The organism is Aurantimonas sp. HBX-1 (genome assembly GCF_021391535.1).
In the GTDB taxonomy this organism is placed as follows: domain Bacteria; phylum Pseudomonadota; class Alphaproteobacteria; order Rhizobiales; family Rhizobiaceae; genus Aurantimonas.
In genome coordinates this window covers 2069800-2092364 of the sequence record NZ_CP090066.1, presented here as the reverse complement: position 1 = coordinate 2092364, position 22565 = coordinate 2069800, and the positions used below count along the sequence as shown (strand labels likewise).

10 protein-coding genes, 1 tRNA gene and 1 pseudogene are annotated in these 22565 nt (G+C 63.6%); 9 read left to right on the top strand and 3 right to left on the bottom strand.

What is annotated here, in order from left to right; all coding sequences use genetic code 11:
- Positions 1-253 precede the first annotated feature (253 nt).
- Positions 254-508 (bottom strand): hypothetical protein, encoded by a 255-nt coding sequence (locus LXB15_RS09970; RefSeq protein ID WP_233952906.1) that lies wholly within the window; start codon positions 506-508, stop codon positions 254-256.
- Positions 509-695: 187 nt separating this feature from the next.
- A tRNA-Cys gene (locus tag LXB15_RS09965) sits at positions 696-769 on the bottom strand.
- A gap of 1075 nt (positions 770-1844) precedes the next feature.
- Here LXB15_RS09965 and LXB15_RS09960 point away from each other — a divergent pair.
- On the top strand, positions 1845-2519 hold the full coding sequence (locus tag LXB15_RS09960; protein WP_233952904.1) for a response regulator transcription factor: 675 nt from the start codon (positions 1845-1847) through the stop codon (positions 2517-2519).
- Between the two features lie 46 nt (positions 2520-2565).
- On the opposite strand, the gene LXB15_RS09955 is transcribed toward LXB15_RS09960, so the two are convergent.
- Positions 2566-4077, bottom strand: coding sequence for a sensor histidine kinase (locus tag LXB15_RS09955; RefSeq protein ID WP_233952902.1), 1512 nt, complete (start codon positions 4075-4077; stop codon positions 2566-2568).
- Positions 4078-4180: 103 nt separating this feature from the next.
- Between LXB15_RS09955 and LXB15_RS09950 the strand changes: the two are divergent.
- The 8 genes and pseudogenes from LXB15_RS09950 to LXB15_RS09910 form a co-directional block, all read left to right on the top strand.
- Positions 4181-10414 (top strand): annotated as a pseudogene (locus LXB15_RS09950) (peroxidase family protein); the annotation flags it as partial.
- Between the two features lie 9 nt (positions 10415-10423).
- Positions 10424-11308: a calcium-binding protein gene (locus LXB15_RS21120; protein ID WP_370640219.1), complete on the top strand. Its 885-nt coding sequence runs from the start codon at positions 10424-10426 to the stop codon at positions 11306-11308.
- 79 nt (positions 11309-11387) lie between these two features.
- Entirely contained in the window at positions 11388-13160 is a 1773-nt protein-coding gene (locus LXB15_RS09945; RefSeq protein WP_370640200.1) for a type I secretion system permease/ATPase, read from the top strand.
- A 12-nt stretch (positions 13161-13172) separates the two neighbouring features.
- Entirely contained in the window at positions 13173-16271 is a 3099-nt protein-coding gene (locus LXB15_RS21020) for a calcium-binding protein (protein WP_304502392.1), read from the top strand.
- Between the two features lie 53 nt (positions 16272-16324).
- Positions 16325-17653, top strand: a complete 1329-nt coding sequence (locus LXB15_RS09925; RefSeq protein ID WP_233952900.1) for an HlyD family type I secretion periplasmic adaptor subunit — start codon at positions 16325-16327, stop codon at positions 17651-17653.
- Positions 17654-17678: 25 nt separating this feature from the next.
- Complete coding sequence (locus LXB15_RS09920) at positions 17679-18713, top strand: M23 family metallopeptidase (protein ID WP_233952899.1); 1035 nt, start codon at positions 17679-17681, stop codon at positions 18711-18713.
- 283 nt (positions 18714-18996) lie between these two features.
- On the top strand, positions 18997-21348 hold the full coding sequence (locus tag LXB15_RS09915) for a multicopper oxidase family protein (protein WP_233952897.1): 2352 nt from the start codon (positions 18997-18999) through the stop codon (positions 21346-21348).
- 99 nt (positions 21349-21447) lie between these two features.
- Positions 21448-22521 carry an SCO family protein gene (locus tag LXB15_RS09910; protein WP_233952895.1) on the top strand — a complete coding sequence of 358 codons (1074 nt, stop codon included), beginning with the start codon at positions 21448-21450 and terminating at the stop codon, positions 22519-22521.
- Positions 22522-22565 lie beyond the last annotated feature (44 nt).

The following is a 22565-nucleotide window of genomic DNA, read 5'->3' as shown; positions in this document are numbered from 1 at the left end:
CGACGAATCCTAGCGCGATGCTGCCGGGAGCGAGGCTACCTGCTGCCGAGAGATGACGTCGTGCAGGGAGCGTCTTCCACCGCTGTCTCCGACTGGCGCATCGCAGGCACGGTAAATACCGTGAAGAAAGAGGCGCTCGATGAAGTCGCAAAGGCTTAGGAGGACGCCAGCAACAGAGCCGGCGCGGCTCAGTCGCACGCGAACCTGATCGCCATGCAGCTAGCCGAGAGAAGGGGGAGGCTCCGGTGACAGATCATTCTCCCGCGACCTCCGCCGGCACCTCGCCGTGTCGCACGAGCACGATCGGCTCTTCCAGGACTTCTCCGGTATCGAGGTCGACTGTCTGCTCCACCGCCACGACGCCGACCACATTGCCCAGCCTGGCGCCGTCACGGTCAGCCCGCAGCGTGGCCTCGGCCGCAGTCTTGAACTGCATGGTCTGCCCGTTCATCAGCCGACGGCCCTGCTTCACGAACTGCTGGACGACATAGAGCTTGCCGGCGGGCATTGGCGATTCCTTGGGGCGACCTGCACCACGAATTACCACCTCCGGCCACGGCTGCGACAGGCTTTCGTCAGTCAGGACATGGGAGGGCGGATCGGGAATGGATTGCCACGCCTTCTGGGCGGTGTGGCAGCCGGTTCAGTTCCGGGCCTGAAAATGGCCGGCGATACCAATTGTCCAGGTGTGGCAGTGGAGGCCTCGGAGGGAATCGAACCCCCGTGCAAGGATTTGCAGTCCTCTGCGTAACCACTCCGCCACGAGGCCCCAACGGCGCCGTTCCTACTGGTTCGGACGGCGGCCTGCAAGGCTCGTCGTCGAGGCGGAGCCCAATGACACCAGAATATTCGCCGGACGCCCGCTTGCTCCGTCGGCATGCGTTGCCGTTCTCCGGGGGCCGGACGGTCGATCGACGGAGGAGGGATTGCCGGCCAGGTGCAGGAGCGGATGCGCGCACGCCGCATTAACGCAGCATCGGCTAGCCGTTTCTCACGGGGACCGTCCGCGGCTACCGCGTCGGCGAAGCGATGCGCCTGACGGAAAGGTCGGTTGCTGGGCGAGGGTTCGGAAGGGCTGCCGCCGGGAGGGCAATGGTACGCCCAAGGGGAGGCTGACCCGCTTCCTCTTAATCAAGAGGATCAATGACTTGCCGCGTACTATTATGCCACGTTATGCGATATGTTAAACGCTTGCAAGGTAGCAGAAGCCCTAGTCTGGGACGATTATTCGGACCGACGGTCTGTCGACACCGTTTCGGCCTGCAGTGGTCAGCGGTTGTCTTCGTAGCGCGTAGCGCGTTGCGCGAATGCAATTGCGATCTGTCGCGGTCATCGGACAGCCACAGGGACCGCTTCTCAATCAACTGAGCCACTGCCGCCTTATAGGCGCACTCATTTCCGCGATTTCACCGATTGGTTGCGCACCGGTCTTCGGGCGATGCGACCCCGCGGCTCGGACACGGCACTTGAAGATGAGTATCGATCACCTCGTTCTTCGTCCTGTTAAAGTCTTGCATGCAGTCACCCTCGCTGTACACCCTGCGAAGATATATCGGTCACCAATCAGATAAGCGACCTTTTCGCTACCAATATTTCCAGTCATCTGATAATAATTCCGGAAAAAGGCCAGCAACTATCCCCGCTGGATCGACGCAATCGATGGTTGTACTTATGCTACCTGGAGGTGCGTGCCATGGTAAGCCTCTATTATTATCATGGTCTCTTGAGAAGGCAAAATTGCAACTCTGGAATCACTTCGAATTTTGCGTGCTGCACAAACTTTACATAGCGATAATTTCGTGCGACCAGTTAATTGCGGCCATAATGTGACAGGAGCATTTGCAGTGCCTACCTCGATCGCATTCATCGATGATCATCCAATCCTTCGTGAGGGGTTGGTCGGTCTGTTCTCAAAGTACGAAGATTTCGCAGTTGTCGGCAGCGGTGCGTCTGCAGCAGACGCCATAGCGATTGCCACTGAAAAGCAGCCCGACGTCCTGCTGATCGATTTGCAGATGCCGGGAAACGCGCTGGACGCTATCGCTCGGATACGGACGAAGTCACCGTCGATCATCATCATGGCGTTCACCGCATCCGACCGAATCGACCATGCCATCAATGCGCTGGAAGCTGGCGCCAATGGTTACGTGCTGAAAGGCAGTACTGCCGGGGAATTAACGGCAGCCATTAATAGCGTGATTGGTGGCGAGACATTCGTCACACCCAGCCTTGCCAGCAAGGTGATTGCGGCCCTTCGCCTCCCGTCTATGCGCGACGCCAGCAACCCTAACCTGAGCGTTCGGGAAGAGCAGATCGTCAAGCTCTTGTTGAAGGGCTGCACGAACAAGGCCATAGGTGCGCGGTTGAGCATCAGTGAGAAGACCGTCAAGCATTACATGACATTGCTGATGCAAAAGCTCGATGCGCGCAATCGTCTGGAGGTCGTGCTGGCGGCGCAGAAGCTTTCCAATGTCGGCGGTAGCCGCGATTGGCGAAGCCCGGACGGTACGTTGAACTGACCGGCCCGTCGGTCGCAGTTGCCAGGCGCAGTCCGCCGGACAACACTCAGTCCGGCTGTTCGATGTCCGGCGGAAACTGTGCGACGAGCGACGTACCGATGCCGGGCACGGTTCGGAATTGCAATGTTCCGTTGAAGGAGGCCACCCGGTTTTTGACGCCCAGTAGCCCGATCCGTGGGCCAGGCTCATCTGTGGGCGTGCTTGGCGTCACGTGACCCGCGTCGTTTATCCGGATCACCACCTTTCCTTCCTCGATGCCGGCCTTGACCTCTTGGCCTTGGCCGCCAGCGTGCCGGACGATGTTTCGCAAGGCTTCCTGAACCACCCGGTACATGCAGGCCTTCAGTTCGTGCGAGATACCAACCGGCAGTTCTTCGATCTCCATGGCGACCTGCGTCCCGGTATTGCGTTCATGGCGGGCAACCGCCAGTCGCAGCGCATCGGCGGCGCTCAGGTCCCGCAGTTCCGGCAGTACGAGGCCGCTGGCGATGCATCGGAGCTCTCCGATCGCTTCGCGCATCAACCGCATCGCCGTCGGCGGATCCTCAGAGTTGAGCGCTGCCAGGGTCAGAAGTTGCACGGGCCCGTCGTGCAGATCGGCACCCACCCGGCTGAGAAGTTCTTCGTTCGCTTGAGCCGCTCGACGGCGTAACCTATCGGCCTCGATGCTCAGTGCCAGGTTCTGACGGGACAGGTTGACGCTTCGCCGGTGATGGATGCGCAACGCCCGGCGTTGCCCCGACATACGCCTGTCGGCTTTCAAAACGATGATGAACAACGGGGTGATCGCCGCGATGCTCAGAAGGACACGGATCGCCCAGCTGCCTGCGATGACCGTGAACAGTGAATCCGAGATCGATGCAAGGTTCTGATAAAATTCACCGATCGCGATCACTTGGCCCTCGGCATCCCTTATGGGGATATAAATCTCAAGGACACCGGCGTGGTGGTCACCCTCGGTCGAATGCTCCGTGTTCTCGCCGAAATTCCTGACGGTCTCGCCGTTCGCGGCCCGGCGGACGCTTTCCGATGCGAATTTCTGCCCGATCAGGCTCTGGTCGGTTGCATAAGCCACCGTCCCATCCGGCAGCCAGATCTTGATCTGCTCGATCTGCGTGCCAAGCCCCGGTTCCGCGATGGACGATTCGAGCTGGAACTGCTCCTCGGGCAGAAGACGCTGCGACCATTTCAGTGATTGCACATGCGGGGAGATGATCCCTTCCATGTAGACGGACGCTACCCGCGTACTGCTGTCCACCAAGTGTTCCGTTACCAGCCGAGATTGCAGAAATCCGCCGATCGCCAGGAAGAGGGCGAGCAAGAGCGAGGCGACAAAGAGAAACTGCCTCGCGAGCCCAAGACGACGCCATGGCGTCACCAGGCGTACGAACCAAGGCTGGTTCGACCAAGGTCCAACGATCCGCCTGCCTTTGGTCGTCCGACCATCTCGGACCAAAGTATCCAAAGTGTCTCGGACCTTGCGACCTAACACCATGCTGAACATCCGGTAAATATTCATGCCAGATCGTCGCTGCGACATGAACCGTTCGCGCGCCAATAGATCGCTCGCCGCGAGAGCATAACAGACATGCTCGCAAGTGAGTCGTTAATATTTTTTCTGATCAGCGCGCGCAGCAGCCGCGTCAACGGGAGTAGGGAAAATGGCCGCGTTCAAGATCAACCAAGCCGACCTGTCGTTCGTTCTTCAGCAGATCAAAATTGCTGAGGCGCATGCTGCCGGCATCCCGCTCACCAGCATCCTGCTCGACCCGAATGGGCAGGTTGTTGCCGATCCCGAGGCGCTCAATGGCCAGGGCCTGACCTACTACGTTCTCGACGGCGTGAATGGATTGGTTCCCCGGGACCCCAACCAGCCGCTGGCCATTCCCGATCCCCATGTGCCCTTCGGCCTGCGCACCGTCGACGGGACGTACAACAACATCGTTCCGGGCCGCGAGACCTGGGGTGCCGCCGACCAGTCGATGCCGCGCCTGCTGGATCCTAAGTATACGACCGGCATCGGCTCGGCTGATCTTGACGGACCGGGACCGGGTGGAGCCGTCGTCGGTGGCGACTATGCGGATCCTGGCAACATCGTCGACACCGCGCCGCGCACGATCTCCAATCTCATCGTCGACATGAGCCTGAACAATCCGGCCGCGATCATCGCCGCCCTGACCTTCGCCGGCTCGGAAGACGTGCTCGGCGACCAGGGTGAGATCAGCGACGCCTTCGAGGCGCTGAAGCAGGCGCGCGATACCAATGACGTCGCGAATATCCCCGCGCTGGAAGCGGCGCTCGACGCCGTCCTGGAGGCCAAGGGCGTCACCGTCAGTAATGGTTCGATCGACATCCCGAATGTCGCGCCGGACGAGGGCCTGTCGGCGCCGTTCAACGCCTGGATGACCTTCTTCGGCCAGTTCTTCGACCACGGCCTGGACCTCATTTCCAAGGGCGGCGACGGTGTCGGGACGGTGTTCGTGCCGCTCGCGCCCGACGATCCGCTGGTTACCCACGGGCCTGACGGCATTGCGAACAATGGCGACGAGGTGCCGCCGCAACTCCGCTTCATGACCCTGACCCGAGCGACGCCGACGGAAGACGGGTCTCAGACGAACACGACGACGCCCTTCGTCGACCAGAACCAGACCTACACCTCGCACGCTTCGCATCAGGTCTTCCTGCGCGAGTACCGCATGACGGACGGAGGACCGGTTGCGACCGGGCGCCTGCTGACCGGCACCGATGGGGGATTGGCCACCTGGGCCGACGTCAAGGCGCAGGCTGCCACGATGCTGGGCATCGAACTGACGGACGGCGATGTCCTCAACATTCCGATGATTCTGACCGATCCCTACGGCGAGTTCATCCGCGGGGGCAACGGCCTGCCCCAGCTGGTCCGGCTGAACTCCGACGGCTCGCTCAACACATTGATCGAGGGCGTGCTCGGCGCCCCCGTCAACACGTTCACGGCCCTTGCAGCGCGCATCGGCCACGCGTTCCTCGACGACATCGCCCATAATGCCAATCCGCTGAATAGCCAGACCGGGCAGTTGAAGGTCGCGGATGCAGATAATGCTCTGGGGACAGCACCTCTCTTCTCGGACGACTTCCAGTCGGTCGACCTTACGACCAATGCGCCGGGCGTGAACGAGGATGCCCTCAGAGGCAACTGGACCCTCCAGAGCCCCGATGGTTGGAACATCGCCGGTTTCGGCGGCACGTTCGATCCGACAACGTTTGCTATCGGCGAAACGGGTCACGGTGGCGGCAATGTCGTCTTCCTCGATAATGGCGCGACATTGTCGCGGGACACCGGCATCTCGCTGCAGACGGGCAGATCCTATACCTTGACCTTCAATGTCGGCGAACGTCTTGATGTGGACGCGTTCGGCGGCGGCACGGCCCGTCTGGTCACCGACGGCGGCATCGTTCTGTCGACGATTGCCCTGCCCGTTCCGGCGAACGGCACATGGGCTCCGGTGACGCTGAGCTCGGGGGCGATCCCGCCGGAAGCCGGCGGCCAGCAACTGCGGATCGAGATCGTCCACGGCGGCAGCGGTCAGGTCCTGATCGACGACGTCAATCTGACCTCCAACGTTGCGCAGTACGACAACGAACTTCTCGATCGCCATTACATTACCGGCGATGGCCGCGGGAATGAGAATATCGGCCTCACCGCCGTTCACCATATCTTCCACTCCGAGCACAACCGCCAGGTCGACGCCCAGAAGCTGACCATCCTCCAGAGCGGCAATCTCGCCTTTGTGAACGAATGGCTCTCCGTCGACATCGATGCGGCGACGCTGACGGCCTTTAACGACGGTTACGACGCGGCGCCGAACAAGGGCGACTATCTCACCGGAAACGCACTGTTCAACGACGGAAACTGGGACGGCGAGCGCCTTTTCCAGGCCGCCCGCTTCGCCACCGAGATGCAGTATCAGCACCTCGTGTTCGAGGAGTTCGCGCGTAAGGTCCAGCCGAATATCGACGTCTTCGTGTTCAACTCGATCACCGATGTCGACCCGTCGATCTTCTCGGAGTTCGCGAACACGGTGTACCGCTTCGGTCACTCGATGCTGACGGAGAACATGCCGCGCATCGACGCAGACGGCAATCCGATGGACGCCGGTCTCGGGCTCGTCGAGGCCTTCCTCAATCCGGTGCTCTTCGACCAGACAGGAACTGGAGCATCCATCTCCCACGACGAGGCGGCTGCGGCGATCGTCCGCGGCATGACCATCGAGCGCGGCAATGAGATCGACGAGTTCGTCGTCGACGCCTTGCGCAACAACCTGCTCGGCCTTCCGCTCGATCTCGCCGCAATCAATATCGCGCGCGGCCGCGACACCGGCATGCCGTCGCTGAACGACGCTCGCGGCCAACTTTATGCGGCCAGCGGGTCGTCCTTCCTCAAGCCTTACGATCACTGGGCCGACTTCGCGGCAAACCTGAAGAACCCGGCCTCGATCGTGAATTTCATCGCGGCCTATGGCACGCATGGCTCCATCACCGGGGAGACCACGCTCGAGGCCAAGCGGGCTGCGGCGATGGAACTGGTGTTCGGTGTCGACCAGAACGGCGACAATTCCGTGCCGGCCGACCGAATGGCCTTTTTGACCGGAACAGGCGACTGGGCGGGTGACGAAACCGGCCTCAACCTGGTCGATCTGTGGATCGGCGGCCTCGCAGAGAAGAAGATGCCGTTCGGCGGCTTCCTCGGCTCGACCTTCAACGCGGTCTTCGAGCTGCAGCTCGAGAACCTGCAGGACGGCGACCGCTTCTACTACCTGACCCGCACCCAGGGCCAGAACATGCTCAACGCGCTGGAGCAGAACTCCTTCGCCAAGATGATCATGGCCAACACGGCCCTTGCGGACGCGGGGCCGGACGGCATCCGCGGCACGCCCGACGACATCGTCCTGCGCCATATCGGCGTCGACGCGTTCGCGACCTATGACTACGTCCTCGAAGTCGATGTCGCCAACCAGGCGGATTACGATCCGGACAATCTGAGCGCGACGGGCAAGGATCCGACCGGGAACGATCCGTTCCTCGAGGCGATAGGCCTCGGCAAGGTCGTGCGCGTGGACCCGACCGGCGAGGTGACCGAGAACTACCTCCGCGTCTTCGGCGGCGAGCATACCGTCATCGGCGGCACAGACGGCAACGACACGATCGTTGCGGATTTCGGTGACGACGGCATTTGGGGCGATGCGGGCAACGACCGCATCGAGTCCGGCGCTGGCGTCGATCTGGTCAACGGTGGAGCCGGCGACGACATCATCACCGACTCCGGCGACACAGGCGATTTCCTCAAGGGCGACGAGGGCGACGACGTCATCGCCAATTCGAACGGCCTCGACATCCTGATGGGCGGCACGGGCAAGGACGCCTTCTTCGTCGGCGTCGATGCCACCGAAGTCTTCGCCGGCGAGGGGGACGACTTCATCCTCGGCGGCGACGATGCCGATTTCCTGCTCGGCAACGAAGGTGACGACTGGATGGAAGCTGGCGGCGGCTTCGACACCACCGCCGGCGACAACTCGGAGCTGTTCTTCAACTCCGCCATCAAGGGCCACGACGTGATGTTCGCCGGCAGCGACGAGCACGATTTCGACGCCGAATCCGGCGACGACATCATGGTGCAGGGCGAGAGCGTCATTCGTAACGAAGGCATGTTCGGCTTCGACTGGTCGATTTACAAGGACGTGCCGTTCGGCGCCGACGCCGACCTCCGGGTGCCGATTTTCACGACCGAACAGGCGGACATTCTGCGCAACCGCTTCGACAAGGTGGAGGCGCTGTCCGGCTGGGACTACGACGATATCCTGCGCGGCGACGACCGCGTCCGTAACACGGACGGCGCCACGACCGTCGGCACCGCGGAGGGCGTGTTCTTTCAGGACGAACTCACCCAGGCGGGCGTCGACCGGATCGAAGGTCTTCGCGCCCTGCTGGGCAATCTGATCGACGCTCCGAACGGAGCGACCGCCGAAGAGCGAGAGCTCGAGATCGCCTTCGATGGCGGCAACATCCTTCTCGGCGGCGGCGGCGACGACCTTTTGCAGGGCAACGGGGGCAACGACTTCCTCGATGGCGACGCCTGGCTGAACGTGCGGATCCGTATCACGGACGCCGGGCAGGATAACGAAATCGCGACCGTCGACAGCCTCAAACATGTCTTCGCGCCCGGCGAGGGGCCGGCTGCATGGGATGGCAAGTCGCTCTTCGAGCTGATGATTTCCCGAACCATCGTGCCGAGCCAACTGCACATCGTGCGTGAGATCCTAGAGGACGATGGCATTGGTGATACCAATATAGCTGTCTTCAACGATGTCATCGGGAACTACACGATCACCTCCAATGGCGACGGCACCGTGACGGTGGAGCACAACGTCGTAACCGTCGGCGGCGTCGATCCGCTTACCGGCCGTAATCTCGTGTCCGATGGTATCGACACGCTGCGCAACATCGAAATCATCCGATTTGCGGACGAGGACTTCATCGTTTCCCAGCCTGCGACGGGTACGCCCTTGCTCAGCGATTTCAGCCCGACGCAGGGCGAGACGTTGACGGTCGATACGTCGGCCGTCGGCGATCCCAACGGCACCAGTTCGTCGACGTTCGCCATAAGGTGGCAGCAGCTGGATGGCGGCGTCTGGTCCGACATCCCCGGTGCGACCGGCGCAAGCTTCACGCCCGGACCCGGCCAGGTGAACCTCCTTCTTCGGGCAGCCGTCAGTTTTGTCGACGATGCCGGGAACGCCGAGGAGGTCTTCTCCGACCCGACCCAGTCGGTCGGCCTGCGCTTCGTGGGTGTCGGAGCCTCCGCCGATGTCGTTGGCGGCACGGCCGGCGCCGACTTCATGGATGGAGCCGGTGGTGCGGACATCTTCAGCGGCTTGGGCGGCGACGATATCCTGCTCGGCGGTGGCGCCAACGACACGCTGAATGGTGGCGATGGCAACGATACGTTGAATGGCGGCGTTGGCAACAACGACCTCGCGGTGTTCGCCGGACCGGTGTCCAACTACGGCTTCGCCCTGAATGGAACTGGCGGTACGGTGGTGACCGATTCCGTCGGGACAGGTGGCTCGGATACGCTGACCGACGTCGAGCGCATGTCCTTCGACGGCCAGATTTTCGCCTTCACCAACGGTACCGATAATTCCGATACCCTGACGAGCGCGGGCGGAAGCCAGATCCTGCTTGGGCACGGCGGTGACGATATGCTCGATGGCGGCGGTGGCAGCGATATCATCGATGGCGGTGATGGCAATGACACGATAACGCAGGCCGGCGGGGCGGCTGGACGGGACCTCGTTCGAGGGGGCGCCGGTATCGACACGTATGTTGTCAACGGAAACAATACGGCAGAGACCTACCGTATCTATGCCCGAGATGAAGCGCTTCAGGCGGGCATTGTGCTTAGCGACGATACAGAAATTGCTGTCACTCGCAACGGCACCGTCACCGGATCTCTCATCGCTGAACTTTCGGGCATCGAGGAAATTGTCATCAATACGGGCGCAGGTGCGGACACCGTAATACCGATCGGTGATTTTCTACCCACAAGTCTCTCCTTCAACACTATTACCATTAATGGGGAAGCGGGTGACGACACTGTTGACATCACCTCGCTGGGGTCGGAGCACCGCATTCTGTTCCGTTCGAACGGCGGTAACGACACGATAATTGGTAATCTTCGTTCTCAGGACGTCATCGAGCTAGCTCCCGGAGACGATATCTCGAGCTATTCCTTGATCGATAACGGCGACGGCACCCGATCCTTTACCAACCAGACGAACTCGATCACCTTTAGCGGAACGGTGCCGCCGCAATTTACCTCGACTACTGGGAATGGTGATGATGAAGCCGAGCAGTCCCCGCCGCCGGCACTGCCGGTCGTCGCCGGACTGACGCTCACTGGAACGGCAGCGTCGGACGTAATGATGGGCAGCGCCGAGGCTGATGTGTTCGGCGGCGGCGACGGTGACGACATCATGCTTGGCGGCGACGGCGGCGACACGCTGATGGGCGGGTCGGGCGCCGACCTCGTCAAGGGCGACGAGGGCCGCGACATGATCTTCGGCGGCGCCGACGATGATGTCCTGCTCGGCGGCGGCGAGGACGACATGCTCTTCGGCGAGGCCGGCGACGACCGGATGTTCGGCGACGACGGCGCCGACATGCTGGAGGCGGGCGCCGGTTCCGACACCGCCTATGGCGGAGCGGGCGACGACCGCTTCGTCGCCACAAAGGGCGACGGCGACGACATCTACTGGGGCGAGAGCGGTCAGGACACGTTGGACTACGCCGCGATCACATCCAGTCTGACGGTCGACCTGGGCAACGGAACGAAGCAGCATGGCAGCGTCTTCAGCAGCCAGAGCGGCCAGGATGCGGTCTTCGGCTTCGAGAACGTCATCGGCGGCGCGGCCAGCGACAAGATCCTGGCCAGCATGGCGGCAAACGTCATGGATGGGGGTGGCGGCGACGACACCTTCGTCTTCCGGACGGCGGCCGACGCCCATGGCGACCGGATCGAGGGCTTTCACCACGGTGACAAGATCGACCTCTCGGGCATCGGGGGTCCGGCCGGCTTCACCCTGACGACGACGGCCCTCACCGGCGCCGGTCAGGTGCTGGTCACCCATGTGACCGGCGACGACGGCGAGGCGCTCACCCGTATCGAGGGCAAAGTGTCCGGAGGGGGCGACTTCACCCTCGACGTCGCGGGTCACCACGATCTGACCCAGTCGGACTTCAACGGCGTCGCCTGAGCGATAACCGGCAGGGGGCCATGGCCCCCTGCCGCCTCGCGGTCATCCGATCATCGCTTCCATTCGAGGGGACGCTCCCATGAGCACTCAACGACGCCGCCAGCGCGCCAATCCGACAACCATGACGGAGCGCATCGGCAATTATCGGGGCTTGGCGATTTTCCTGCTCTGCCTCTCCGGCGTGATCAACGTCCTCGCCCTGACGGGCGCGTTCTACATGCTGCAGATCTACGACCGGGCCTTGACCAGCGGCAGCGTACCGACCCTGGTGGCACTGTCGGTCCTGGCGATCGGGCTGTATCTCTTCCAGGGCATGTTCGACGTGTTGCGCTCGCAGATCCTAGTGCGGTTCGGGGCGCGCATGGATGCCAAGCTCGCGCCACTCACCCACCAGGTAGTGATCGAGATGCCGCGCTACGGCTACTCGACGTCGGAGGCGCTGGAGCGCGGCCGAGACGTCGACACGGTGCGCGGCTTCGTCGCCAGCCAGGCGCCGATCGCGTTGTTCGACCTGCCGTGGATGCCGCTGTTCATCGGCTTCGTCTATCTCCTGCACCCGATGCTGGGGCTCTTGACCATCGGCGGCGCTATCGTCCTGATCGCGCTGACGCTGATCACCGAGTATCTCACCAAGCGCAGCAGCGCCGAGATGAACCGGGTGGCCGTGCAGCGCGCCAACCTCGCCGACTCCCACGCCCGCAATGCCGACATCCTGCGGGCGATGGGCTTTGGGGGCCGGGCCGTGGCGCGCTTCGAGGCGGCCAACGCCCGCCATCTCGACCTGCAGACCCGGACCAGCGACATCAGCGGCTCGTTCAGCGGCCTGTCGAAGGTGCTGCGCATGATGCTGCAGTCGGCGCTGCTAGGCCTCGGCGCCTATCTGACGATCCAGGGCGAACTCACTGCTGGGGCGATCATCGCGTGCTCGGTCGCCTCGGCGAGGGCCCTGGCGCCGGTGGACATGGCGATTGGCAACTGGAAGGGCGTCGTCGCGGCGCGCCGCAGCTTTGCCCGGCTGAAGGAGACATTGGCCGCCATGGACGACGATTCGCATATCGTCGACCTGCCGGCCCCAACGCAGTCGCTGAAGCTCGAGAACGCCACGGTGGTGGCGCCGAGCACCGGCACGGTGCTTCTCGGCGACGTCAGCTTCGAGCTGAAGGCCGGGCAGGCGCTGGGGCTGATCGGGCCGAGCGGCGGCGGCAAGACCTCGCTCGCCAAGGGCATCGTCGGCGTCTGGCCACTGCTGCGCGGCTGCGTTCGGCTGGACAATGCCGAACTCAGCCAGTGGCGGACCGACCGGCTCGGCAGTCATATCGGCTACCTGCCGCAGGACGTGTCGCTGCTCGATGGCTCGATCGCAGAGAACATCGCCCGCTTCGATCCCGAAGCCGATGCTCGCAAGATCATCCACGCGGCCAAGGCTGCCGGGGTCCACGACATGATCGTGCGGCTCGAGAACGGCTACCAGACCGAGCTCGGCCCCCACGGCATCGCGCTCTCCGCCGGGCAGCGCCAGCGCATTGGCCTTGCCCGGGCGCTCTACGGCGATCCGTTCCTGGTGGTTCTCGACGAGCCGAACTCCAATCTCGACGCCGAGGGCGAGGCGGCCCTGACCGAAGCGCTGACCAAGGTGCGGGCCCGCGGCGGCATCGCGATCGTCGTCGCGCATCGTCCGAGCGCGCTCGCTGCGGTGGACCTGGTTGGCGTCATCCAGGCCGGCAAGCTCGTCGCTTTCGGGCCGAAGGAGGAGATCCTGCGCGAGCCGGCTCGCCCAATGGCGCGGCCGATGGCGACTGCCGGGAAGATCTACGCGCCAGCCGCGGCGGTTGCCGCGGCATCGACGGTCTAAGGAGGGGCGGCGATGGAAGACCGGCTGACCCTCGGCATCCCGGACCAGGATGCGGTCAATGCGCCGAAGAAGCGCTTCGAGCTCAAGGAGAATGCCTCACGCGCCAACTCGCTGGCGTTGCTGCCTGTGTTCGTGATGGCCTTCGCCGGGGTGCTGAAGGAGTTCTTCCAGGACGAGGAAGAGGAAGCGCCTGGCAAGAAGCAGGCGTCACCGCGGCCCGACCAGAACCCAGATGAACAGCCGGCGGCCGGCACCACGATCGAGACGGCGGAGGCGACCGAACTCGACAAGGTGGTACGGATCTCCGACTACCTCGGCGCCATCGCCAAGGGACGGCCGCTGCCGGTCTTTGATGTCTCGGAATTTGCCTTCGCGGAGGCCGGCGACGAAGCCTTCCAGGCGGCATTCCAGCAGGCGATGAAGATGCCATTCGCCGATCTGTCGGCGTCCGGCGGCGGTTCGGGGCCGCGTGGGCCCGGCAATCCGTCCAGCGCCAACGCGGCGCCGCCGACTGCCAACGACAATCAGCCGATGCCGGGCATCCCACCTGCCGGCGGTTGGCTCGTTCGGCCGGGCAACGGATCGCGTCCTGACGGTGACGACGGTGGCGATGATGGGGGTGACACCGACGCCGGCCTCCCCGGAGGAGGCGCCCCTGGCAACGGTTTACCCGGTCGCTCCGACCCGGGCCCGGTGAGACCCGGTGGATTTGAGCCCGACGACGACGACGACGATGACGGCGAACCGACGCCGGCGCGACTGAACCGGCGGCCGGTTCTCTCAGGCCCGGTCTTCCTGGATAACGGTCTCGTCAATCTGTCGGTGATCATCACCATGGGCGAACTGCTCCATGGCGCGAGCGACCCCGACGGCGACGTTCTGATCGTCCGCAATCTCGAGGTCGATGGTGGCCGCCTGGAGCGGATCGGGCTCGACCGCTGGCTCTATTCGCCAGTAACCGACGAGGCGGGAGCGGTGGTCTTCCGCTACCAGGTCAGCGACGGCGACGAGTTGGTGATGCAGACGGCGCATTTGGAAATCCGGCTGCCCGAGAACCAGGCGATCATCGGCACCGACGGCGACGACATGCTGATCGGTACGCCCTATGCGGACCTGATCGACGCCCGCGGCGGCAACGACATGGTCTATGGCCGGGAGAGCAGCGACATCCTGTATGGCGGCGCAGGCAATGACCGGCTGGTCGGCGGGGACGGTCACGACGTTCTCTGGGGGGGCTACGGCAACGACATCCTGGTCGGCGGCGACGGCGACGACACGCTGTACGGCGAGGCCGGCGACGACATTCTTTACGGCGACGCCGGCGACGACGTGATCTTCGGGGGCGACGGCCGCGACGAGGCGCACGGCGGTGATGGCGATGACGTCATCGAAGGCGGCCTGGGCAATGATTTGCTGTACGGCGAGGCCGGCGCGGACACGATCGACGGCGGCGACGGCGATGATTACGTCGACGGCGGGACCGGACGCGACGTGCTGGTCGGTGGCGCGGGCGCAGACGTGCTTGTCGGCGATGCGGGCGACGACATCCTCCAAGGCAATGCTGGCGCCGACCGGATCTTCGGCGGCATCGGCGACGACGCCATCGACGGCGGCGAAGGCGACGACGTGCTTCACGGCGACGACGGCAACGACACGATCGTCGCCGCGGCGGGCAACGACGAGGTCCATGGCGGTTCCGGTGCCGACGCCATCGACGGCGGCGAAGGCGATGACGTGCTGCATGGCGACGACGGCGACGACACCATCGTCGCCACCGCCGGCAACGACGAGGTGCATGGCGGTGCCGGCGACGACGCGATCGACGGCGGCGAAGGCGACGACGTGCTGCATGGCGACGAAGGCGACGACACGATCGTCGCCGCCGCCGGCAACGACGCGGTGCACGGCGGTGCCGGTGCCGACGCGATCGACGGCGGCGAAGGCGACGACGTGCTGCATGGCGACGAAGGCGACGACACGATCGTCGCCGCCGCCGGCAACGACGAAGCGTATGGCGGTTCCGGCGACGACGCCATCGACGGCGGCGAAGGCGACGACCTCCTTCACGGTGACGGGGGCGACGACACCATCGTCGCCGCCGCCGGCAACGACGAAGCGTATGGCGGTGCCGGTGCCGACGCCATCGACGGCGGCGAAGGCGACGACCTCCTTCACGGTGACGGGGGCGACGACACCATCGTCGCCGCCGCCGGCAACGACACGGTGTATGGCGGTGCCGGTGCCGACGCCATCGACGGCGGCGAAGGCGACGACACGCTGTTCGGCGACGACGGCGACGACACGCTCGTCACCGCCGCCAGCAACGACGAAGTGGATGGCGGTGCCGGTGCCGACGCCATCGACGGCGGCGAAGGCGACGACGTGCTGCATGGCGACGACGGCGACGACACGCTCGATGGCGGTGAAGGTGACGATCAACTCGTTGGCGGTGAAGGCGACGACCTGCTGCTGGATGGCGTCGGCGTCGATATTCTGGAAGGCGGCGGGGGCGACGATTGCATCGTGCTCGCCGCCGACGGCGAGATCGACACCGTCAATGGCGGCAACGGTACTGACACGCTGGACCTGTCGGAGATCGTCTTCGGCGCGACGATTGACCTGCCGGATGGCTGGGTGACCGTCAACGGCATCCAGGAAGCCCGCTTCTTCGAGGTCGAGAACATTCGCGGCGGCCGCGGCAACGACTGGCTGGTCGCCGACGATGAGGTCAACATCATGGTCGGCGGCGCGGGCAACGACATCTTCGTGTTCCGCTCGCTTGATGCCCTGACCAACGAGGGCGGGCCTCGCGACCATATCCAGGATTTTTCGGTCGGCGACCGCATCGACCTGTCGCGGCTCGGCGATTCCCTCGATGACTTCGCCGCACAGAAGTTCTTCTTCGCCGGTGCCGCGACGTCGACGAGCGCCGAGATCGGCGCCGTCACCTATCGCCACCAGCTCATAGCAGACGAGACTGGCGACCAAGAGATCACCGTCGTCAACGGTAATCTCGACGAGGATCCCGAGGCGGAATTCGAGTTCGTCGTTCATGGCCGTCAAGAGCTGACGGCGAACGACTTCATCCTGGCGGCCCGCGACGAGGGCTGATGCCGACTGCCGCCACCAGATCCAATGCAGCGATTCCCGAGGGGAGAACGACAATGAGTGGCTTACAGAAGGCAAGCGGTAGCGAGGCAGCCCAGACGCAGGCCGTTACGCAGTTTGGCATTCGCTCGCGAATCGTCGCGTCCGGGCTCCTTGCGACATTTCTGATCGTTGGCTGCGGTGGCTGGGCGGCGCAGGCCAGCCTGTCCGGCGCGATCATCGCCCAGGGCAAGGTCACGGTGAAGAAGCAGGTCAAAGAGATCCAGCATCGCGACGGCGGCATTGTCGGGGCGATCCTCGTTACCAATGGCGACGTGGTAAAGGCTGGTGACGTGCTCATCCGCCTCGACGAAACCCAGACCAAGGCCGAACTCGGCGTGATTTCCTCGCAATTGTCGGAACTGATCGGCCGCCAGGCACGCCTGCGCGCCGAGCGCGACGGCGCCAAGACCGTGCTATTCGACCCGGCCTTCGAGACCGCAGCCGCCACAGCGGCGATCGCCGAGGGCGAGCGGCGGCTGTTTGCGGACAACCGTGCAACTCGCGAAGCCCAGCGCGACCAGCTGCAGTCGCAGATCGAGCAGTATGGCGAGCAGGTCAAGGGGCTTGAATCGCAGCGCCAGTCGAACGCCGTCGAGCGCCAGATGATCGCCGAGGACCTCGCCCGCCTTGCACCCCTGGTCGAGCGGCAACTGGTCGAGGGCACCAGGACGCGTCTGATGGAGCGGGACCTTGCCAAGATCGACGGGCTGAAGGGCGAGATCGAGGCGAACATCGCACGGGTCATGGGCCAGATCAGCGAAGCCCGGATGAAGATCATCGAGCTCGACCAGCAGGTGCGCACCGACGCCCAGCGCGAGCTTCGCGATGTCGACGCCCGCATAGCCGAACTCTCGGAACGCATCGTCGCCGCGAAGGATCGCCTGTCGCGCATGGATCTTCGGGCTCCGATAGATGGCTTCGTCAACGACCTCAAGATCCACACCGTCAACGGTGTCATTGCGCCCGGAGAGACCGTCATGGGCATCGTGCCGGACGGCGAGGAACTCGTCGTGGAGGCCAGGCTCGCTCCGACGGACATCGACCAGGTGACCGTCGGTCAGGACGTCAAGCTGCGCTTCTCGGCCTTCAACCAGCGCACCACGCCGGAGATCGACGGAAGGGTCGACATCGTCGGCGCGGCCGCCACCCTCGATCCGGCCAGCGGCCAGACCTTCTATCTCTCCACCATCGCCATTACCGACGAGGATCGCGGCCTCGGCGAACATCTTCTCGTCCCGGGCATGCCCGTAGAGGTGTTCTTCAAGACCGGCGATCGTTCCGCCCTGTCATACCTGGTCAAGCCGTTCAGTGACCAGATGATGCGGTCCTTCCGCGAGGACTAGCGGTCGTGGACAAGGATAGACCGTGATGACGCCTCCGTCCCCCGCGCCAGCTCGTCGCCGACTTGTGGCAGCAATCCTCGCCGCGCTCGCTGCCACTTACGGGACGCCACGCGTCGCAAGCGGCCAGTCGGGTTCCCCAGCGCTGACGCTGCCCATCCACTGCAACCTCGGAACCGACTGCTTCGTCCAGCAGATGCCCGACATCGATCCCGGTCCCGCCGCAACCGATCCGCTTTGCGGGGACGCAACCTATGACGGCCACGAAGGCTGGGACTTCAGGGTGCGTACCATGGTCGACGTGGCAAGGGGCGTTCCAGTGATCGCGGTGGCAGATGGCATTGTTCTGCGGGTTCGCGACGGGCTCCCGGACCGCATTGTCGTGGCTCCGGGAGAGGTCGCTGAGCCATGGCAGGGCCAGGAGTGCGGCAATGGTGTCGTCGTCGCACATAGTGGCGGACTAACCTCGCAATACTGTCACCTACGAATGGGCAGCGTCGTGGTGCGACCCGGCGTACAGGTCATGCGGGGAGCGCAACTAGGCCTCGTGGGTTCGTCCGGCCTCGCCCAGTTTCCGCACGTCCATCTCGGTCTGCGTCGGAACGGTCGGGATGTCGAACCCCTGACGGGTCGCGATCTCTCTGATGCGGCCGTCTGCAGGCAGTTGAAGGCCGAGCTGTTTGCCGAGCCAGTCCGGCAATTGCTGGAGCGACCGGCTGACGCCATCCTCGATGCCGGGCTATCTGACGAGCCTCCCACCTTGCCAGGTCTTGTGGCCGGCGCAAAGCCGACGGCGACAGCCGGGGGCGAGGGAACTCTCGCCTGGGTATGGGCGATCAACCTGCAGAAAGGGGATCGCTTTCAGGTGAAGATCGTCCATCCGGATGGGTCGACACTGGTCGACCAACTGACTGAGCCGCTGCCGCGGCGCAAAGCCAACTACCTCGCTTATGCAGGCCGGCGTCGGCCTTTGGTGGCTGGCACCTACAGTGTCGAGATCGACCTGCTCAGGGCCAACGCTTCGGCAGCTTCGGTGCAGATGTCCGTCGACGTGGATGGATAGGCCCCCGTAGTCGGACCCTGGCGGGTGAAGGAGATCTGCAAGAGCCTCGAGCACGTCAGCAGGGATCGTCTGTCGACGTGAATTTGCATGGCCCCACCCGCGCGTTTCAGGCGTCCGAGGCAGCCCATTTCGACCTTAGTCCAAAACTAACGGAAAAAGGTCTCATAGTTCATAAGACAAAATACCCTAAGGTAATATCAAGTACGGCCTTAAAATCGATACTAGTTTGTTGAGAGCGCCCTGACTCACCGTGGTGATGGGTCGAAGGAAGCGGAGCGATCCCATGTACATCTCGCAGGGAGCATCAAGAGCGCGTCGCCGCGAAGCGGAACGAGCCCGGGAAAATCGAGCAGAAATTGTCCGGGCGCTCAATCAGGAGCAGGTCACCCGGAGGGAACTGTTCAGATGGGGCCTCTTTACCACAGTTGGGACGCTGGCGATGGTCAATGGGTTGAGTCCCTTCGCCCGCAGCGCCCTTGCCGACGTTCCGACTGGCGCTCCGCGTAGCCCGCTATTTGGCGCCCAGAAATTTACGACGGAATTTCATCGTTGCCAGTTGCAGACTCCGATCCCGCTTCAGCGAAAGGTCGCAGCAAACGGCGAGTCGATCGCCAGGTTCCCCGGCAAGTTGGGCGAACTGCCAGCCCGGCGAAAATCCTATCACACGCAGTTCTCGCGGAATCCGGCCGATCCCCGCTTCCGCAATGCGCGCACCGGCCGCGGCCCGATCGAGGGACGTCCGCCGGGGGAAATCTTTGCCCATCAACGCTGGGAAGAATACTTTCCTGAAGTCGGCTACATCATGTCGATCGGCCAGTGCGCCGGCGATACCTACATGCACGAGTACTTCCCTTACCAAAATCCCGACAGCTTCTGGTGCTACGGCTCGGGCCGGGATGCCACCGGAAGCATGCCGCCCTTCCTGATAAAGGCTCGCTACGGCGAGCCGATGCTGACCCGCGTCTATAACAACATGCCCACCGACCGGGCGCAGAACAACGGCTTTGGTCGCAACGAGACGCAGTTGCACTTCCACAATGCACATAATGGCGCCGAGAGCGACGGCGCAGCCAACGTTCACCATTTTCCGGGAACGTTCTACGACTATCGCTGGAGCACGACGCTGGCCCGCGCCGACAAGATCAATGTCGACGCGTCGGATCGCCGGGCGTCGGGACCGGACGGAAACGGCGGCCTCACACTTGTCCCGGGCGACTTCCGCGAGATCCAGGGTTCAATGTGGGCGCACGACCACCGTTTCTTCTTCACGGCGGAGAACGTCTACAAGGGAAATTTTGGCGCCATCAACTACTACAGCGGCCCCGATCGCGGGAACGAAGAACTGGAAGACGGGGTCAATCTGCGGCTGCCGAGCGGAACGCTGCTCGACTGGGGCAACACCGACTTCGACGTGAATCTGGTGATCTGGGACTGCTGCTACGACGCCAGCGGCCAGTTGTTTTTCGACATCTTCGACACCGAGGGCATGCTCGGTGACATCCCCTCCGTCAATGGCTCGTTCGCGCCGTTCTTCGAGGTGCTGCCCCGTAAATACCGGTTCCGCCTCCTCAATGCCAGCATGTCGCGCTTCTGGAAGATCGGACTTGCCGATGCACAGGGCAGGGCGGTTCCGGTCCACTTCATTGCCAACGACGGCAACCTGGTCGTCACCCCGCTGCAACTCGCCACGCTCGGGCCGCAGGGCATGGGTGAACGCTTCGACATCGTCGTCGACTTCTCCCAGTTCCGAGTGGGCGACAGACTCTACCTGGTCAATCAGGCACTCCATCGCGACGGTCGCCGCATGAAAGAGGAACTTTCCCTGCAGCGGGCGCTGCGCGGTGACGAAAAGGATCCGGTGGTGGGCGCCTTCATGGAGTTCCGGATCGTCGACACGGTGGAAAGCGTCGACGTCCCCGGCGTGTTCCATAGGGCGAGCGACCCGGACAAGAGTCGGGTTCCTCCGGTTTTGACCGAACATATTCCGATCGTCGCACCGGTCCGTACCCGACATGTGGAGTTCAAAAAGTCCGGTGGCGACTCCCGTGGGCCGGACGGCAAGTGCATCCCCGACTGCCCGGAATACGCGACCTTCCCCTGGACCATTCGCATCGACGGCGAAGACCATCATTCGATGAATGCCAACCGGATCTCGATGCTGATCCCGGCTCCGGGCGAGGTCGAGCACTGGACCTACGAAAACGGCGGCGGCGGCTGGGATCACCCGATCCATCTGCACTTCGAGGAAGGCATCACGATGAGTCGCAAGGGGATGCCCTTGCCGGATACGGAGCGCCTGGCGCGCAAGGACGTCTGGCGACTCGGCGAAGGCGGCAGCGTCACCTTCCAGGTCCAGTTCGGAGAATTCGGCGGGTCTTACGTGAACCACTGCCATAATACCGTCCACGAGGACTTTGCCATGCTGGCAAGGATCCAGGTCCTATCGGGGGTCGCCGGCTCGCCCCAGTCCTCGATCACCCCGACACCAAATCCGACGCCGGACGGGGTGTTCTTCACCGACCCCGAGATATTGCCAGAGGGGCTGCCCCGCGGCTGGAGCGACGAGAGCGTGCGCGCGGCACAACTCCAGGCATCGATCGCCAGCGATGACGATGATGGAAGCGACGATGATTGAGGATCTGCAGAAACTGTCACCCGCTCAGCTCTGCAGAAACTGTCACCCGCTCAGCTCAGCGAAAGTAACGGTTCCAACGCGACGAAGGCCGGATTGATGATGACAGAGTGGAGAAACATTGTTGCATTGGTAATTGGCGTCCTTGCAATCGCGTGCACGAGCGACTCCAAGGCGGGATCCTCTCGTTACAACGCCGACTATTTCACGAACCGTCCGGTCGTCAACCAGAACGGCGAGACGCTGCGTTTCTACGACGACCTCATCGAGGATCGCATCGTCGTCGTCAGCTTCATCTACACGAATTGCCCCGATCTCTGCCCGTTGACGACGGCCCGTCTCGCGGAAGTGCAGCGCCGCCTGATCGAGGGAGGCACCACGAATGTCTCGTTCGTCTCGCTCAGCGTCGACCCGGAGCGGGATACGCCCGAACGGCTTAAGGCCTTTGCGGATGCATTCGACATCGGGCCAGGCTGGACCTTCGTCACCGGCGCGCCGGCGGACATGAAGGTCATCAACCGTGCGCTCGGCGACAGGAGCCGGTCGCTGTGGGAGCATCGCAACGAGGTGGTGCTCGGCAACGACCGGACGGGAGAATGGACCCGGAACAGCACCTTCGGCGACCTCGAACGCCTCGTCGTCGACATTCGTGCGATGGATCCCGAGTGGCGACGGACCGGCCAGGCACTGTCGGACCGGTCGATGTCGCGCGAAGCGGTCGCCGGCCAGATCAGCAGCCAGCCGGGGCAGGCACTCTACAAGAAGCTCTGCGCTGGCTGCCACACGATCGGCGCCGGTGATCGGGCGGGTCCCGACCTGCTCGGGGCGACGAAGCGGCGCGACCATGACTGGCTCGTTTCCTTCATCCGCAATCCGGACCGCAAGCGTGCGAACGCCGACCCGGAGCTTGCGGCCCTCATCGCCCGTTTTCCGGGAGTGCGCATGCCCATTCTCGGGCTGTCGGACAACGACGCCGCGGATCTCCTCGCCCATATCGATGCGGTCAGTTCCTCGCTTTTCAGGGAGCGGGAACTGGAGGCGCTCCGCAATCCCCACCACGACCATGGCGAGGTGCATCGCGCCAGCGACGACGACGCAACCGAACACGACATGGAGCAGCACGATGGCCATCATGGACGTGGTCGTGGGCGTGGCCGCGGTTCGGATCACGACTGATCGGATGGGGCCTCAGACCGAAAGTCACCTTGGCAAATATGGTT

Coding starts and splice junctions, on each gene's coding strand:
- LXB15_RS09970 (WP_233952906.1), bottom strand. CDS start 508: ATGCCCGCCGGCAAGCTCTATGTCGTCCAGCAGTTCGTGAAGCAGGGC.
- LXB15_RS09945 (WP_370640200.1), top strand. CDS start 11,388: ATGAGCACTCAACGACGCCGCCAGCGCGCCAATCCGACAACCATGACG.
- LXB15_RS21020 (WP_304502392.1), top strand. CDS start 13,173: ATGGAAGACCGGCTGACCCTCGGCATCCCGGACCAGGATGCGGTCAAT.
- LXB15_RS09925 (WP_233952900.1), top strand. CDS start 16,325: ATGAGTGGCTTACAGAAGGCAAGCGGTAGCGAGGCAGCCCAGACGCAG.
- LXB15_RS09920 (WP_233952899.1), top strand. CDS start 17,679: ATGACGCCTCCGTCCCCCGCGCCAGCTCGTCGCCGACTTGTGGCAGCA.
- LXB15_RS09915 (WP_233952897.1), top strand. CDS start 18,997: ATGTACATCTCGCAGGGAGCATCAAGAGCGCGTCGCCGCGAAGCGGAA.
- LXB15_RS09910 (WP_233952895.1), top strand. CDS start 21,448: ATGACAGAGTGGAGAAACATTGTTGCATTGGTAATTGGCGTCCTTGCA.